Source organism: Pseudomonas sp. AK106 (genome assembly GCF_053903055.1).
In genome coordinates this window covers 4,870,741-4,888,277 of the sequence record NZ_CP096426.1, presented here as the reverse complement: position 1 = coordinate 4,888,277, position 17,537 = coordinate 4,870,741, and the positions used below count along the sequence as shown (strand labels likewise).

At 57.7% G+C, this 17,537-nt stretch carries 11 protein-coding genes; 5 read left to right on the top strand and 6 right to left on the bottom strand.

From position 1 onward, the window contains the following. Positions 1 to 56: 56 nt before the first annotated feature. Positions 57 to 2,876: a hypothetical protein gene (locus M1E04_RS21530; protein ID WP_456292007.1), complete on the bottom strand. Its 2,820-nt coding sequence runs from the start codon at positions 2,874 to 2,876 to the stop codon at positions 57 to 59. Between the two features lie 332 nt (positions 2,877 to 3,208). On the opposite strand from M1E04_RS21530, the gene M1E04_RS21525 reads away from it, so the two are divergent. The 3 genes from M1E04_RS21525 to M1E04_RS21515 all read left to right on the top strand — a co-directional run bounded on the left by M1E04_RS21525 (position 3,209) and on the right by M1E04_RS21515 (position 9,696). Further along, on the top strand, positions 3,209 to 6,034 hold the full coding sequence (locus M1E04_RS21525) for an autotransporter outer membrane beta-barrel domain-containing protein (protein WP_456292006.1): 2,826 nt from the start codon (positions 3,209 to 3,211) through the stop codon (positions 6,032 to 6,034). 198 nt (positions 6,035 to 6,232) lie between these two features. Continuing rightward, on the top strand, positions 6,233 to 8,497 hold the full coding sequence (locus tag M1E04_RS21520) for an autotransporter outer membrane beta-barrel domain-containing protein (protein WP_456292005.1): 2,265 nt from the start codon (positions 6,233 to 6,235) through the stop codon (positions 8,495 to 8,497). A 305-nt stretch (positions 8,498 to 8,802) separates the two neighbouring features. Further along, on the top strand, positions 8,803 to 9,696 hold the full coding sequence (locus tag M1E04_RS21515; RefSeq protein WP_192133180.1) for a PA4780 family RIO1-like protein kinase: 894 nt from the start codon (positions 8,803 to 8,805) through the stop codon (positions 9,694 to 9,696). A gap of 79 nt (positions 9,697 to 9,775) precedes the next feature. On the opposite strand, the gene M1E04_RS21510 is transcribed toward M1E04_RS21515, so the two are convergent. From M1E04_RS21510 to M1E04_RS21500, 3 genes are all read right to left on the bottom strand, one after another. Beyond that, positions 9,776 to 10,228 (bottom strand): DUF2599 domain-containing protein, encoded by a 453-nt coding sequence (locus M1E04_RS21510; RefSeq protein WP_065987690.1) that lies wholly within the window; start codon positions 10,226 to 10,228, stop codon positions 9,776 to 9,778. A 17-nt stretch (positions 10,229 to 10,245) separates the two neighbouring features. Continuing rightward, positions 10,246 to 11,178, bottom strand: coding sequence for an Ig-like domain-containing protein (locus M1E04_RS21505; RefSeq protein ID WP_456292004.1), 933 nt, complete (start codon positions 11,176 to 11,178; stop codon positions 10,246 to 10,248). 280 nt (positions 11,179 to 11,458) lie between these two features. Next, entirely contained in the window at positions 11,459 to 11,839 is a 381-nt protein-coding gene (locus M1E04_RS21500) for a hypothetical protein (protein WP_369318899.1), read from the bottom strand. Between the two features lie 155 nt (positions 11,840 to 11,994). Between M1E04_RS21500 and M1E04_RS21495 the strand changes: the two genes are divergently transcribed. Further along, positions 11,995 to 12,192 carry a heavy-metal-associated domain-containing protein gene (locus M1E04_RS21495; protein ID WP_192133176.1) on the top strand — a complete coding sequence of 66 codons (198 nt, stop codon included), beginning with the start codon at positions 11,995 to 11,997 and terminating at the stop codon, positions 12,190 to 12,192. Between the two features lie 116 nt (positions 12,193 to 12,308). Here M1E04_RS21495 and M1E04_RS21490 read toward each other — a convergent pair whose 3' ends face one another. Beyond that, positions 12,309 to 14,168 carry an Lnb N-terminal periplasmic domain-containing protein gene (locus M1E04_RS21490; protein ID WP_456292003.1) on the bottom strand — a complete coding sequence of 620 codons (1,860 nt, stop codon included), beginning with the start codon at positions 14,166 to 14,168 and terminating at the stop codon, positions 12,309 to 12,311. 72 nt (positions 14,169 to 14,240) lie between these two features. After that, on the bottom strand, positions 14,241 to 14,729 hold the full coding sequence (locus M1E04_RS21485) for a DUF3015 domain-containing protein (RefSeq protein WP_065987685.1): 489 nt from the start codon (positions 14,727 to 14,729) through the stop codon (positions 14,241 to 14,243). 279 nt (positions 14,730 to 15,008) lie between these two features. Here M1E04_RS21485 and M1E04_RS21480 point away from each other — a divergent pair, with 279 nt between their 5' ends. Then, positions 15,009 to 17,441: a Lon protease family protein gene (locus M1E04_RS21480; protein WP_456292002.1), complete on the top strand. Its 2,433-nt coding sequence runs from the start codon at positions 15,009 to 15,011 to the stop codon at positions 17,439 to 17,441. The last annotated feature ends 96 nt before the right edge of the window (positions 17,442 to 17,537 follow it).

Sequence of the window (17,537 nt, the reverse complement as noted above, 5' to 3'; positions counted from 1 at the left end):
GTTAGAAGCCAGACCTCTACAACAGGGCCCTACTGCGCCCTGTTGTAGAAGGGTGACTACGCGCGAGGAATAACTACGGTTCCCGAACGCGAATCTGCCGGTATTGTAGGGTTGATCGGACAAACAAAAAGGTTTCCTACTGGACCCAGTGCGATCCGGATATACTTCTGATCCGCCTCAACAGGTGTGCCAACTTTATTGGTAATGGAGTAATTCACCGTGCAGCCAGCACGGCAGATTTTTTGCAGATAGGGATTATAAGGAACAGCAAGTTCGTAATGACCCAGTAGTATTTCCTGGTCGGTGATCCTGTGGTCGATGACAACAAGTTCGGTCCCGGAGATTTCCTCAGCCGTGGGGTCAAATAGACCTTTCCGACCCACGAACCTCAAGTTGATGAGGTCATCCTTGGCAATGTTGCTCACATCCTTCAGCATAATCTGGATGGGCGTTCCGTCCAGCCCGTTCTTCGTGTTGATCACATTCTGAGCGGTATCCTCTTCGGGGAATACCGCCTTGGCTAACGAACCGTCCCCTGGCAGTAAGCCTGGCGATTGCACATCGACCGGTGTCGTTTCGGATACTGCAGTCGCTACCTGACTACTGGGGGGCAAATCACGGCTTACGATGTAGAACACATCTTTCAGTCCGGTCGAGGCACCCACTGTCGTTGCGGGTATAGTGATTTTCGCATCTTGTTTTTCATTTGCGAGGGTAATGGGAAATGGCGTTCCAATGAGTATGCCGTTCCAACTGACTTGCACCCGATCCCCGGGTTTCCAGATAACCATCCCGTCTTTGCCGATATGGGGAACAGTGGCTACAGCATCCTTGTTGAAGTCGCCAGGCGGAATCACGTTATCACCGCCAGCGCCGCTGTCACCGACGACGACCAGCGGCACGAGGTTTTCATGCCAAGGCGTTTCCGGGTCTGGATCGGGGCCTGGGCCTGGGCTGTCGAGATTTACGTTAACGGAAGTTGGGGGAGAAGTGTTTGCAAGCACGCTCCCGCGCCATATTTCGTATGTAACTACTTTGCCGTTGCCGCTGCCTTCGGCTAGAACATCCGCATAAGGCAACTTGATCACTTTCAAAGGTACGGTTGGGGCAGGGTTTAAGTCGGCCGCCACCAACGTCACGGGCGGCATTTTCGTATTGCCCCATACGACGTAGATCCTGTCGCCTTCCGCAGCGTTCGTATAATTCGGTATTTCGACTTCCACCAGTTCAGCCGCGTCTTGCTGAGTCACGACGCCGTGAGCGACGTAGTCCGGAACCACCGGAGGCTCAAGATCAGTTGGCGCTTCGGTCAGGAGTACTTCAATAGGGACGGGGTTTGCACGTGGACTGATATTGCCGGCCTTGTCCGTGAGTCGATAAGCAAAGTATAGGACCTTGTTGCCCAGCGGCTCGATGTCTGTGACCAAAAACTTGACATCCAAGGCTTTGCCTGCGCTTGCATCGGTCAGCGTAAAAGTGCCGGGAAGATATTTAGCGTCGTCCTCTGCTGCAGTATCGCTTAGCCACAGTTGCGCAACATCCAGGCCGGCGCTCAGATACCAGGCGGGCAGGGTGGCGGGAATGCCATCACCGACGACATCCGCCAGGGTAATGCCTGACAGTTGCTCCTGGGTGAATTCCAGCAAAGGCATGTCGGGGGGCGAAGCTCCACCCGGGGCTTCGCGATCGAAGATCACTGTTACAAGATTTCCTGACAGACCTTCTCCGCTGGAAAGCGGGTCAAAAACGCTGTAATCGAGTGCCCATGGCGTGGTGCCCGTTGCAGGAAAATCCGTTTTAGGAATCGCCAAATCGAACACGAAGCTTCCATCATCCGACTCGGCCTGCGTAATAGGGCGTTGAGGTCCTAGTTCCGTCGCTGTTCCGTCTTCGGCCACCCGATACAACTGAATGACGGCGCCCGCCGGAAACTCGGGAACTTTGTTCGGGATGCGAACTGGAAGATCCGCACCCAGTATCGCAAGAGGAAGAGTGCCGTCCGGAAAGACCGTGTCTGGCACTTGGAGTGGGGGGAGTAGGGTGGCAACAAGCTTGCCCACGCCGTTATCGACCGATGCGCGACCGCTTTTCTCAAAACGTTTTTTTGATTTGTAACGCCAGCGTGTCAATGACACAGGAATTTCGCGGCTGCGTGCCACCTCGGACTGGTTCCCCAACCCGTCCCGCAGTTGATACGCGAAATATTGAGGAACATCACCGTTGATGAGCAGTAGAGACTTGGGGAAGCGCGCAAAGGTAGTTTCGCTGATACTTGTGACTTCCACCGCACTCTCGGTGACCAGCACTCCTTCCGTTTCAGAAGTGCCCAGCCATGGCGTAAGAACATCCCCGATACGCTTGCCATACCAGAGTGGCGCCCGGACGTCGAGGTAATCGTCCGTCAAGTCGCTCTGTGCGATGCCGTCGAGTTGCTCAGGTGTGAAGCTCAAGTAGGGAAGCGGCGTTCCACCTGGAGGTTCTCGATCCAGAATCACCTCCACAGGCAAATTGGATAAGTCCTTTACGCTGCCAGAGCCTACGTAGTAATCCACGTTGAACGTTACACTTTCACCCTCGGACGGAAAAGAAGCCTTATCAATAGTCATTGAGTAGTAGAAAGCGGGGTTGCCCTGGGCGGCTTGCTTATCGGCAGCGGTGACGGTACGGCGTGTTCCGAGCGGGGTGCCTCTCACATAGAGTTCCAGAAAATCGCCGACGAAGATGTCGTCGCTGTCGGGAATTCCCACCTCAAGGTCTGCGTCCAGAAACTCAAGCGGAATCGTATGAGTAACCGGGTCTCTATTAAAAACAGTCAGTTGCAAAAGCGCGCGTCCTGCTCGAGCTCTTGTTGATGACGGAAAGATATTGTTTCCCATGTCCAACTCCCTGTGAAGATATGGCGTAAATGCCGATAACAAGATGGTGGGTTTTCAAGAGTCTGTCTGCTGTCATAAATGACAGTGCCGTGGGCGGGCGATAAATAAATGTCAACGAAAGTACTTGGCATATCAATGTGTTGTCGGCGCCGTTGGGCGGTTAGAGCGAACTGAAATAACCATTATTTCGAATGGTTATTAAAACGGGCGTTAATACGCGTGCTAAATAATGAGTGCTGCATACACTTGGTTTACCCTTTGATAAGCGCCATGAGCACGCTCGGCAATCGCTAATCAATCAGGGGCGACTCAAGGAAACAGGGAGGTTAGTTATGACACGTCGTAAAGGATTCGGAACTGAAGGTTGGGAATTTCCCGTTCTCATGGTGTTTGGAATGGCCGTCAGTCATTGCGCAGGCGCGGCAATTTTAGCTCCGGGCACAACGGGTATCGTCAATGCCGGGTCGCCCGTGACATTCTGGCGACTTGATAACGCGACGCTGCTGGTCAACCCGGGTGGGGCAACTCAGGGGATCAGCGCTCAGGCAGGATCAACAGTGAATCTCGACGGTGGCTCGGTTTCGGCTATTGATCCTGCCACCCAACCTAACTCTTCCGGCGTCAGCCTGATCGTCAGCAACGGCCTGATCAACGATTCAACCATTTCATCGGTCAATGCTGTTGGCCTGTCTGTCAACCGTCAGATTTCCGGTGCAGGAGGCGGGTCGACTGCCAGTGTCACTAACAGCTCGATCAGCGGCATTGGACGAGGCGTCAATGTCGTGGGCGACAGCACGGCAACGCTGATCAATACCCAAGTGACGAGCAGCGGCAGCGGGCCCGGGGGCGTCATCGCCGATGGAGTGGGGCTGACGGTTATTGGCGGATCGTTATCCCTGCAAGGGGGGGCGGCTACCGGCAGTAACCGGGGCGCGGTTCTCACGGCCGACAACGGCGGCCGAATCACCCCGTCGCTCAGCCTGGATGGCGCCACTCTCACAGGCACCTCCGGCAGCGCTATTCTGATCGGGACAGTCGTCGGCACGGTGACCAACGCCACGGTCACCGTGCAGAACGGGTCCACGCTCAATAGCGGCAATGGCGTGATTCTCGAGGTTGGGCAGGCGGCTACGGCTTCCCGGGCATCGAACGTGAACTTTGTGGCCGATGACAGCCGACTCGTCGGTGATGTCAATGTCATCCAGGGCTCGCTCGCCGACGTCACATTACGTAACAACGCTGCTTTCACCGGCGACATGACCCATATCAACAGTCTGAACATAAATGCCGCCACCATGACCGGCAACGTCATTGCCTTGCCCGGTTCGCCGACTGCGGTCGTCATGGCAAACAACTCGACATTCACAGGATCCATGTCCGACATTGCAAGTCTTGATCTGAGTGCGAGCACCGTGACCGGTAATGTAACCGAGAGCAGTGGATCAGTTGCGAGGGTGTCCATGACCAATGGTGCAAACCTTGTCGGCACATTGAGCAACCTGGGCAGCCTGAGTCTCGATGGGAGCACTATGACCGGCGACGTGGTGCAGGACGCTGTTACCCCGGTTTCCATCACGCTCAATAACGGTTCACAACTGACCGGGACAGTGGTTCAGGGGCAACGGATGGCAGTCGACGGGGCCTCCACGTTCAACATAGTCAGCGACTCCTCAGTGGGCGAGCTGACAATGGCTGGCGGGACGGTAAACATGCGAGCGGGCGGTCAGGGTTTCCGCACGCTCAACGCCAGCAGCCTCGCGGGGAATGGCGCGTTTACGATGGGCACGGATCTGGCCGGACATCTCAGTGACCTGGTCAACGTGGTGGGGAATGCCGATGGGGCGTTTGTGCTGCGTGTGCAGAATACGGGCGTCGAACCCGTCCAGGAGGATTTCGCGCAGAAGGTTGTGCACTCGGGAGGCGGTAGCGCGGCCTTTTCTGTCCTGGGCGGCCAAGTGGACGTGGGGACATTCGTGTACCGGCTCGAAAAAAGAGGCAACGAGTGGTTTCTTGCCCAGGCAACCACCGGTGGAGGCGAACCGCCGGTGGGCCCAGGCGAAGGGGACGGAGGCGAACCGCCGGTGGGCCCAGGCGAAGGGGGCGGAGGTGAACCGCCGGTGGGTCCAGGCGAAGGCGACGGAGGTGAACCGCCGGTGGGTCCAGGCGAAGGCGACGGAGGTGAACCGCCGGTGGGCCCAGGCGAAGGGGACGGAGGTGTACCGCCAGTCGGTCCTGGCGAGCCGATCATCTCGCCGTCGGCGCGCGCGGTCATCGGAGTGTTCAGTGCCGCCCCTACTGTCTGGTACGGCGAGACCGCTACGTTGCGCAGCCGCATGGGGGAACTGCGCAACGGGCGCGATCAGGGCGGCGTCTGGGCGCGAACCTATGGAAACCGATATAGGGTCTCGGCAACGGACCAGGTCAATTACACACAGACCCAGTCTGGCATTTCATTCGGCGTAGACACCCCGGTCTCTGAAGTAGACGGGCAGTGGCTGGTGGGTGTAATGGGCGGTTACAGCGAATCCGCTCTCGACTTGCAGCGAGGCAGCGATGGTCGGGTCCAGAGTTATTATCTGGGTTTGTACAGCACCTGGCTGTCGACAAGTGGTTACTACGTTGACGCGCTGATCAAGGCCAACCGCTTCCAGAACAAGGCGGATGTGCGCATGAGTGACGGTGAAAAATCGAGGGGTAATTATCAAAACTACGGCATCGGCGGTTCTGTCGAAGTGGGTAAACACATCAAGTTTGCCGAAGACTGGTTTGTCGAACCCTTCGCACAGGTCTCGGCTCTGTGGGTACAGGGAGAGGATTACGCACTTGATAACGGATTGGAGGCCCGCAGCAACAAGGCCGATTCCTTAGTTGCCAAAGCGGGCACCCACTTGGGCAAAAATATTCCGTTGACCGGGGGAGGATTCGTTCAGCCTTATTTGAAAGTCGCCGCGGCCCATGAGTTTGCGCGCAACAACGAAGTCAAAGTCAATCGGACGACGTTTAGCGATGATCTGTCCGGCAGCCGCGGTGAGTTAGGCGCGGGCGTGGCGCTTCAACTCAATAATGTGTTGCAGCTCCATGCCGATGTGGACTACAGCAGTGGCGAAAACATCGAGCAACCCTGGGGTATGAATGTCGGGTTGCGCTATTCCTGGTAATGCGCCTTTTCGCGTGGTTGCGTCTCCGGCGCAGGAAACTTCTCGATTCTTCCACAATTTGTGTACCAAGATAAGTTTGTTTAGGAAATGTCCTACATGACCGTAGGACCTTTCTTGCCGTAATTTAAGAAGTTCTCCTATCAAATGGCCTCTCTTTAAAGCCGCACATCGTTGTGCATGAGGGAGAGGAACTGTTTAATGAAATCCGAAAGAGTATTCATGCGAGCTGCACCCTGGCCCATCGCCGTTTTCCTGGGGACTGCGCTCACGTGCGAAGGGGGATGGGCCAGCTATCTTCGCCCAGGCAGTGAGGCCACAGTCAGTTACGCCGATACACCGGAAGACTGGCGGCTGAATAATGCGCGACTCGTCGTCACACCGGGAGGTGAAACAGGAAACATTGATGCCCGCTGGAATTCCACCGTTGATATCGACGGTGGCACAGCGACAAGCCGGGGCAGCGCCGGCGTGTTACTCGAGACAAGCCATGCCGTCATCAACAACGCAACCATTACCGCGCAGAACATCACGTCCTCAACGTCGGAAGCCAGCTTCGGACTGCATCTGTATCGCTATGACACGGACACGGGCGGCTCAAGCGCGGTTGTCACTAACAGCATCATTTCCGGTGCCGGTCGCGGGATTAACGCATTCGACGGCGCTGAAGTTTCATTGGTGAACACAACCGTCAAAGGCAATGCTGGCGTCGACACAGTGGGGCCTATTTCCGGTGGTGTCGGTATGGTGCTGGGCGGCAGTCGCGCCACGATGTCGGGCAGCACCGTCGTAGGGGAAAACAACGGCGTGGTCATGGTATCGGGTCGAACAGGGGCGCAGTCTTCTGCCGCAAGCCTCGTTGTGGCCGATGGTTCTGCGGTCGTGGGTGAGAAGGGCAGCGCCATTCTGGTCAGTGCCGGCAACGCTCCGGCTGTCGAAACCAGGATCGATGTCGCCAACGGCTCCACCCTCAAAGGTGGCAACGGGGTGATCCTCGAGGTAGAAAACGCTGCTATCGCCACATTCAACGTCAGCGCCAGTCAACTGGAAGGTGATGTTCTGGTGCAAGAGGGATCTACCGCCAAGCTGTCGCTGGATAGCAATGCCAGTCTCACAGGCAAGGTGACTAACGCTACGAGCCTCGCTATCGATCACTCTTCTGCGTGGATCATGCAGGGCCATTCCTCAGTCAACTCGCTCTTCCTGAACGGTGGGACCGTTGATCTGCGAGGGACGACACCCGAATTCAGCCGCTTGACACTGGGCCAACTGGAAGGCAATGGCACATTTGCCATGGGCACCGATCTGGCGGCTGGCGAGAGTGATTTCCTGGAGGTGACAGGAACGGCCGTCGGTAGTTACCAGCTTTTGGTACAGAACACCGGTGTCGATCCGGTTCAGGCCAACGATACCCAGACCCTCGTGCATGTGGCAGAAGGCGATGCACAGTTTTCTCTGCTCGGCGGCAAGGTCGACTTTGGCACCTACGCCTATCAGCTTGAGCAGAACGTGGCCGAAGGCGGCACGGACTGGTCGCTGGTGAAGACCGACGAGCTCTCTGAGTCCTCACAAGCCGTGATCGGCCTGTTCAGCGCCGCGCCAACCATTTGGTATGGCGAATCAGCGACGCTGCGCACTCGCATGGGAGAATTGCGCAAGGGTACCGATCAGGGCGGCGGCTGGATTCGCAGCTACGGCAATAAATTCAACATGTCTGCGGGTGGCGGCGTGGCCTATAAGCAAGTCCAGCAGGGGGTAGCGTTCGGTGCTGACGCGCCTTTGCCAAGCAACGAGGGCCAATGGCTTGTGGGCCTGATGGGCGGTTACAGCAAGTCCGACCTGGACCTTCAGCAAGGCACATCCGGTACGGTTGACAGCTATTACCTCGGCGCCTATAGCACCTGGCTTGCCGATGATGGGTTCTATGTCGATGCGCTGATCAAGGCCAACCGTTTCCAGAACCATTCCGAAGTGCGCATGAGCGATGGCGAGAAAGCAAAGGGTAATTACAACACTGCAGGCGTCGGTGCCTCGGTAGAGGTCGGCAAGCACATCAAGCTCGCAGATGACTGGTTCGTCGAGCCGTTCGCTCAAGTTTCCGGACTGTTGGTCGGTGGAGAAAGTTACGATCTCGACAACGGCATGCGCGCCAGCAGCAACCGGGCCGATTCGTTGCTGGGCAAAGCCGGTACGCAAGTGGGCCGCACATTCACGCTGGACGATGGGGCATTTGTTCAGCCCTATATGAAGGTGGCCGCTGCTCACGAGTTTGTGTCGCGCAATCGCGTGAGCATCAACGAAAACCGCTTCACAAACGACCTCTCTGGCTCTCGCGTCGAGTTGGGGGCCGGCGTTGCCGCGCAAATGACCGACGTGCTGCAGTTACATGCGGATGTCGACTTTATGAAGGGCCGCAACATCGAACAACCTTGGGGCGTAAGCGTAGGCGTTCGCTATAGCTGGTAACGAAGACGCAACCATTTGCTGTCATGGAAGGGGTCTTCAAAGGCCCCTTATTTCTGAGTGTTCGCTTGGCATCCGTGACGTTAGGGGGGCCTTCCTTTGATATGACCCATTGGCAGAGGGCTTTATGGCTGATCGACAGGGTATCGCTGCGCCCGGCATGAAATCTGCTTTGCAGGTGTAAGCGCCGTAGAGGCAGGTATTGAATCCATGGTCGAGTCGCATAAGCCCCTACTCGCCGACAGAGGATTGCCGTATAACGAGCAACAATCGCGTGTTTGGCAACGAAGGACCCCCAATAAAAGCTGATGAAGACTCCTAAACGCATTGAACCCCTGATCGAAGACGGTCTGGTCGACGAGGTGCTGCGCCCGCTCATGAGCGGCAAAGAGGCAGCTGTTTATGTGGTGCGCTGTGGCAAAGAGCTGCGGTGTGCCAAGGTTTACAAGGAGGCCAATAAACGTAGTTTCCGTCAGGCGGCGGAATACCAGGAGGGCCGCAAGGTCCGCAACAGCCGCCAGGCCCGCGCCATGGCCAAGGGTTCGAAGTTCGGCCGCAAGGAAACCGAAGACGCGTGGCAGAACGCTGAAGTCGCGGCGCTGTTCCGTCTGGCAGGGGCCGGGGTGCGAGTGCCCAAGCCGTACGACTTTCTCGAGGGCGTGCTGCTCATGGAGCTTATTGCCGATGAGTACGGTGATGCCGCGCCGCGTTTGAATGATGTGACGCTTGAGCCCGATCAGGCGCGCGAGTATCACGCGTTCCTGATTCAGCAAATCGTGCTAATGCTGTGTACCGGCCTGGTGCACGGTGACCTGTCCGAGTTCAATGTGCTGCTCACGCCTACCGGGCCGGTCATTATTGACTTGCCGCAAGCGGTAGATGCTGCGGGCAACAATCATGCATTCACCATGCTGGAGCGCGACGTCGGCAACATGGCGTCCTACTTCGGCCGGTTTGCGCCCGAGCTGAAAGAAACGCGCTACGCACGGGAGATGTGGTCCCACTTCGAAGCCGGCACGTTGTCCCCTGCGACCGTGCTGACCGGGGAATTTGCAGATCCGGATGATATTGCCGACGTCGGCAGTGTCTTGCGCGAGATCGAAGCGGCGCGACTGGATGACGCAAGGCGCCAGGCCGCGCGAACGGCGGACGATGCGCCGCCGAACAAGTCAGAAGAACCGCCTCCGCCCTGGATGCAGTAGCAACCCGCCAATGAAGCGCTGGATCAGTGTCCAGCGCTTCATCTAACGATGCTCAGCCACCGCCAGGTCTGGCAGGGATTCAGTGGTAGACAGGGTCCGGATCGGGTTCGAGAGGGTTGCATCCGGCTGCTACCGTTTTGGTATACCCCACGTATGGCCTCCACGGCTCCAGATTCCACTCAGGTTTTTCCCGCGCGATGTAGAGGTGACAGGTCAACTGATTGATCATGCCCCGGTTATTCGACCAATGTTCGCTCTGTCCGAACTTCTTGACGACTTCATAAAACATGTACGCCGTTTCAGTTGCGTCGATGTAGCGGCCGCATGCACTGGGTGTCAGTGACAGCATCCATTCGTTGAATTGATAATCGCTGCTGAAGCGATACACCCATTTTCCGCTCTGAATGTACTCACTGCAGTTCTGGGCAACAGAAGGTTTAAGGGGCTGTTTCATGGCCACCTCTGCAGCTGAGAGCTGTGTGGCGGCAGCGCCGGCCAATAACGCGGCGATTAAAAGCATCCTTGTTTTCATGGGGCGTTCCTCGCCAACTAACGTTTGAACAGCAGCTTGATGAGCACATAGGCGCTCGCTATGAAGCGTTGAATAGCATCGCGCGTAGCCGGATCGAATTGCTCGATCGTTCCAGGATCGACTTCCTTGTACTTCAAGTCGTTGACCCGCAGTATTTGCGAGTAAAAGATTTGACTATTGCCGAAGCGTTTCAAGCTCCAGTTAAACAGTACGGGCCTACCCCTGTTTGCGTTCAGCCAGGTTTGATCAATAGTGAAGTTTATATAGTTGCCGTTAAACTGTTTTATAGGACTTTCAACGGTGGTCAGCCCGATGAACCGCGCCTGCGCCGAGTAGTAATCAGTCGCAAACTGAACGCGCAGGTTGTTGTTGTCCGGGCTATTGATGGTGGGCGCGGCAATGGCACCGGAATGGCCCATGACCGTCAAGGACAAGGCCAGAGACCTATGCACTTCGTTGCTGGGCGGCCGTACCACGGTGTATTTGATGGTTGCGTTGACCCCGATGCAGTCGATGACCTCGTACATGGAAATCTTGAAGACCAGCGGAATCGCAGGATTGGTCACCGTTTGGATCTCGGAGTCTATCGTGACGCTCCTGCCCACCCAAGACACACGCACCGTATCTCCATTCAGGGCACCATAGGCAGGAATCTCCACGTAACCATCGCCTTCGTAGGCGTAATAATTGATCTGCTCTCTGCCGTTCCCTGCACTTGTCGCATTTTTGAAATGGGGTTCGACAAGGTTCATCTCATTATTCTGTTGGATGTTGACGGTCCATGGATTGGAGATAACGCCATCAACGCGAGCAGTAAAGGTATGTGTGCCTTGTGCGAGCCCCGCAGCGGGTAAGCTCCATGTGCCATCGGCCTGGAGTGTGGCGGTGCCAAGAGGAACTCCATTGTCGAGAACTTGTACTGATCCTGCTGTAGGCGGAAGACGCGCCATTTTGTAAACTCCTTTTAAGTAGGGGTTGCGTGACTCCTTGTCTTGACTTCAATGTATAGATGGAGAGAGCGCGGTATGCCATGTTCTTCAAATATTGATTCGCGATAGTGTCCTGTCAGGCATATAGCGAATAACCTGCGGGCGTCGGCAATACCGAGTTGCCTGTTGGCCGTTGTGAAAGGGAATCAGGGGAGGGTGCGCATCGCGCAGGCATCGCTAGCTGAAGTTGATTACTTTCAGCTCATCCTTGCCAGGGCGGCAAGGTCGTTCTGAGCCGTTATCAGTAATTCAAATCCGCTTTTTTCAGATACATCCCGTTGGGCCCGGACGCGATGCGGTATTTCAGAACGTCACCTGCATTGATGTGCAGGCGCGTGTTGTTCTGCGCCTCAATGCCCGGCGAGCAGCCCGGCGTCTGGCCTGGCAGTACACGCAAGCGCACAGACAGGTCGCCCGCGGGCAGGTTGAAGGAGCGAGACTCTTCCTGGTACAGGCGCCCGACGAGTTGGTCCTGCATGAAGATCCCGATTTCGCAGGACGTGGAGATCTCCAGGCGCTCGCGGGAAATGATCAGCACGCCATAGTCCTGATCGGCATGAGCCCAGGATGCGCAAGCCAACAGTCCGGCGAAACCTGCAATACGAAAGGCTGACCAGTGCATGTCTGATTCTCCTGATATGAAGGTTGTAGGCGCACTCTGGCGCAGAGTGCGGATGAATGCCAGCCCGGCCGATTCACCGGAAACTTGACCTTGCCCCGACGGAAAGGTCTTAGATGGCGTCATCACACGTTTTCGATGGGAAGAGGAGTCAGCAAATGCAGGTATTCAAGGTTCAAGGCATGACCTGCGCACATTGCGTGCGAGCCGTCACTGGCGCCATTCAGGGGCAAGACCCCACGGCGCAGGTGCAGGTTGATCTCGCCACAGGCGAGGTGAAAGTCCAGAGTCAGCTTGAGGCTGAGCAGATTGTGAGATTGATCGAAGAAGAAGGTTACACCACGACGCGCACATAGCAGTGCTGGGCTCTTCCCGGCTAAAGCCAGTCCTACACAACCGTCGCGCGCATTGTAGGACCGGCTTCAGCCGGGAAGACGTCGGGCATCACACTGAAAAACCAGGAGCGCATCACTCAATAGTGATACCACTTCAGCTCAAGCCTCACTTCATTCACCGGCGAGGTCAGCTGGCTGAAATCCCGCTGGGCGCTGAGCCGCAGGCCGAGATTGCGCGACAGTTCCCATTGTTGATTGAGGCTGATGTTGCGCCGCACTTCGCCGTTGGTGAAGTAATCGCCCTTGGTTTCCAGGCTGAAATTCCCCAGCGGGTTACGCCACAGCACGCCGGTATTGAAACCCGCCGCCGGCGAAATAAGCGCCGAGAAATCGTTGTTGTGTTCAACCCGCACGGTGCCCAGTGCGAAGCCCAGCACGTCATCCCCCAATTTCCATGTGCCGCCCGCGCCGCCGTTGACGTGACTTACCAGATTCTCGTCGCCGTGCTTGCCCAGCACCCGCTCAAGGCCACCCGCCACTTGCCACGACCAGGGCTGCAATAGCTCGTTGCGCGGTGTCAGCGAACGGATGGTCGCCAGATCGAGCCGCTGGACCTGCCAATGACTGTCTTCGTATTGGCGCAGCTTGAGCTGCAGGATTTCGATCTGCGCGCCGAGCGGAAAGCCATACGCGTTGTCATTCAAATCGTGATACGCCATCCGCAGGCCGTATTCGGCGAATGCTTTGTCATCCCGGGTGCCCGCACCCAGTTGCCAGGTACGCGACTCATGACCGTCTTCCGGCAGACCCGGGCGTTCAATCTCCAACGGCGGCGGCGGATTGGTGCTGATCGCACGCAGCAGGTCATAGCTGCGTTGCGCGCTCGTCGGATCACGTTCCTGGCCGTTGGCGCGATACCGCTCCAGCCTGTAGGCCGCGTCCTGAATCAATGCGCGACGTTCCTTCGGCAACGCGAGGTAATCGGCGCTCTGCATCTGCCTCTGGTCCGCACTGACTTTCAGGACCCACTGCTGCTCATCGTGATTCAGCGGCTCGGCGCGGCTCAGCAGCTCCCGTTCCCTGGAAGGGCGATACTCGATCTTCTCGACCAGACCCGCTTCCTTGACCGCGCGCACGGTGTCCGTGGGAATGGCGGTCAGACGAAACTGCGGCGTCAGGTCCAGACTAGGGCGAGCCACCTGAAGCAGCTCTAGCAAGCGGTAGGAGCAGTTCTCGTCAAAAAAGAAATACCCGAAGCGAATCTGTTTGAGTTCCCACACGTGCTCGACCATGCGCCGGGTTTCTTCGGGCGTCAGGTTGAGGCGGTATTCCCACAGATCGCGGTTCTCCAGGCTACGGTACTCGGAGAGTTTTTCCTGGTACGGCACCAGCGCGAACAGCCCCGGGTAGCCTCCTGCCAAGCCTTTCCACGCATACAGAATGCTGTTGTCGGAACCCTCGATGTAAGCGCCGAAATTAATCGCGTAGCTGAGCAAAGCGGTCTTGTTGGCCTGCACGTCCGCCTGATCGATGCGCAGCAGCGTGTGGCCGAACATGGACGACGGGCTGTTGAGGTAGGCCGCCGGGAAGATCAGCACGGTGCTGTCCGGGGCCACATCGGAAAACCATTTGTTGAATTCTTTGCAGTCAACCGCGGGCAAATCGGTCAGCTTCAATTCGTCGCGCAGAAAGCGCGTGCGGGAGGGGTAAACGCACTGCGGATGGGCGTTTTCCTGGCCTTGGGTGACAGGACGGTAGATCGCCTCAAGCGTCGCGGCCAGCTCGGCTTTGGGGTCATGGGCGCCGTTCTGGGCGAGGAAGAATTTCGGGTCGTCGACATAGCTGCGCCAGCCACCCAGCTTGCCGGCATCGTAGTGACCAATGGAGATCCAGAATCTGGAATTGGCCAGTTGCTGCAAACGATCATTGTCGACGTGAGGCGCGGCGGACAGCGGGGCGCAGACACAGAGCATCAGCCAGGCAAGGCGTTTGAGCATAGAGTGGCAACTAGTCAGAAGTGGGCAGGGCGGAGAACCTGCCTTCCGGGGAGGAAGGCAGGCGGCACGACTTTAAGCTTGGGTCGCGTATTTAGCCAGAGTCGGATCGTTCTTCAGGATGTCGATGGTGTTGGTATGAACGTCTTCAGCAGTGGCGTCGGCCTTGGTGAAGATCTGCTGATAGTGCTCGTGGGTGACTGCGGCGAAATGCGCACGGTCTTCCGGTGCAACGCCCAACACGACCGCGTACGTGGTCAGTGCTTCGCCTTGGCCCATGGCCATGTCCTTGGAAAGCTCATCCATCATGCCGTTCATGGCAATCCAGGATTTGCCGCCGTAAGTCAGCGCGCTGTTGGTGGAGCAACCGTTGGTGCCCGAGGTCATGCCGAAGGTGGCGTTGCCCGAAGTACCGTTGGTGGTGGAAGCGAGGAAGTGAGCGGGAGTACCGCGTTGACCTTCAAACAGCATGTTGCCCCAACCGCAGTCCGGACCGCCAGGCGCTTGAGCCATGGCGTTGATGGACACAGCGGCGAAGAGAGTACCAAGAAGAATCCGTTTCATAGCTTTAGTCTCTGTTGTTTCAACCAAGGGTCGGATTCCTGGCCGTAAGGGCGCCAGGGCGAACCGGTTATTTAATTGTTACCGGTCGCGCAAGTTGGAGTTTAGGCACGATATGAACGTTCCGTCAGCAATTGCAGATTGTTGCGTGTAATCCACCTCCGCCGGGTGTGTAGGCAGGTTCCTCATACGGAAAAGCGATCAGGTGGTTCATGCCTTGCCAGTGCGGTGCGGCGAGCGCCAGAATGCGCCCATCTGCCCCGCCTGATGTAAGGATGTCCGATGCCCGATTCTGTTGCTGCCAGCTTGCGACTTGCGCCCGAAGCGCTGACCCGTCCCTTTTCCGCTGAACAGTTCAGCTTCACGACAACCAACGATCTGGAACCCTTTCGCGGCGTGCTCGGCCAGGAACGAGCGGTCGAAGCCCTGCAATTTGGCGTCGCCATGCCGCGCCCCGGCTACAACGTGTTCGTCATGGGCGAGCCTGGCACCGGGCGCTTTTCCTTCGTCAAACGCTACCTCAAGGCCGAAGCCAAGCGCATGCAGACGCCGTCGGACTGGGTGTACGTCAACAATTTCGACGACGCCCGCGAGCCGCGCGCACTGGAATTGCCGCCCGGCAGCGCCAGCGCGTTCATTGCCGACATCAATGGACTGATCGACAACCTGCTGTCGACGTTTCCTGCGGTGTTCGAGCATCCGTCCTACCAGCAAAAGAAGAGCTCGATCGACCGCGCCTTCAACCAGCGCTATGACCGTGCACTCGACGTCATCGAGCGTCTTGCGCTGGAAAAGGACATCGCGCTGTACCGCGACAACACCAATATCGCATTCACCCCGATGCTCGAAGGCAAGGCGCTGGACGAGGCCGAGTTTTCGCAATTGCCGGAAGTCGAGCGCGAGCGTTTTCACACCGATATTTCGGCGCTGGAGGAGCGCTTGAATGAAGAGCTCGCCAGCCTGCCGCAGTGGAAGCGCGAGTCCAACAACCAGATGCGTGAGCTCAATGAAGAGACCATCATCCTCGCGCTTCAGCCCCTGCTGGCACCGTTGTCCGAGCAGTACGCCGAAAACGCCGCGGTGTGCGCCTACCTCCAGGCGGTGCAGGTCAACCTGCTGAAAACCGTGGTCGAGCAACTGGTCGACGACAGCAAAACCGACGCCCAGGCACGCAAGCTGCTCGAAGAGCAATACTGCCCAAGCCTGATGGTCGGCCATGCCGCCAGCGGTGGTGCGCCGGTGGTGTTCGAACCGCACCCGACTTACGACAACCTCTTCGGCCGTATCGAATACAGCACCGATCAGGGCGCGCTTTACACCACCTATCGTCAGCTACGGCCCGGAGCGTTTCACCGGGCCAACGGGGGCTTTCTGGTGCTCGAAGCCGAAAAAATGCTCAGCGAGCCATTCGTGTGGGACGCCCTCAAGCGCTCCCTGCAATCGCGCAAGCTGAAGATGGAAGCGCCGCTGGGTGAGCTGGGGCGTCTGGCTACCGTGACCCTGACCCCGCAGACGATTCCACTGCAGGTCAAAGTCATCATCATTGGCGCACGATCGCTCTATTACACGCTGCAGGACCTCGATCCGGACTTCCAGGAGATGTTCCGGGTGCTGGTGGATTTCGACGAAGACATCCCGATGGTCGACGAGAGCCTGGAGCAATTCGCCCAGTTGCTCAAAACCCGGACCTCGGAGGAGGGCATGGCGGCCCTGACGGCGGACGCGGTCGCGCGCCTTGCCACGTACAGTGCGCGTCTCGCCGAGCATCAGGGGCGCTTGTCGGCGCGCATCGGCGATCTGTTTCAACTGGTCAGCGAGGCGGACTTCATCCGCAGCGTGGCCGGTGACGAGCGCACCGACGCCGGACACATCGAGCGGGCGTTGAAGGCCAAGGCCACACGCACCGGTCGTGTTTCCGCACGCATTCTCGACGACATGCTGGCGGGCATCATCCTGATCGACACCCATGGCGCGGCAGTCGGCAAATGCAACGGCCTGACGGTGCTGGAAGTGGGGGATTCCGCGTTCGGTGTGCCGGCGCGCATTTCAGCGACGGTCTACCCGGGCGGCAGCGGCATCGTCGACATCGAGCGTGAGGTCAACCTGGGTCAGCCGATTCACTCCAAGGGCGTAATGATCTTGACCGGTTATCTGGGGAGCCGTTATGCCCAGGAATTCCCGCTGGCCATTTCTGCGAGCATCGCGCTGGAGCAGTCATACGGCTACGTCGATGGCGACAGCGCGTCCCTCGGCGAGGTCTGCACGCTGATTTCCGCACTGTCGAAAACTCCGCTCAAGCAGTGCTTCGCCATCACCGGCTCGATCAACCAGTTCGGTGAGGTCCAGGCGGTGGGTGGCGTCAACGAGAAGATCGAGGGCTTCTTCCGACTCTGCGAAGCCCGAGGTCTTACGGGCGATCAAGGCGCCATCATTCCCCATGCCAACGTTGCCACGCTTATGCTCGACGAGCGCGTGCTGCAAGCGGTGCGCGCCGGCCAGTTCCACGTGTACGCCGTGCGTCAGGTGGATGAAGCGCTGAGCCTGTTGGTGGGCATGCCGGTCGGAGAAGCGGACGAAGACGGTCAGTTCCCCGATGATTCGGTCAATGGCAGGGTAGTGGACCGCCTGCGCGACATCGCTGAAATGCTCAGCGACGACGACCTCAAAGAGCTCGAAAAGGAGGCGCCACAATTACAGCCCGAGCTGAAAAGCTAGGCCTTTGACGTCAATGAAACGGGGCGTTTGATGGCAAAATGACCATTCGGCGCCCTTTTCGTTTTCGCGCTTTTCCAACGGGGTATTTGTTCGATA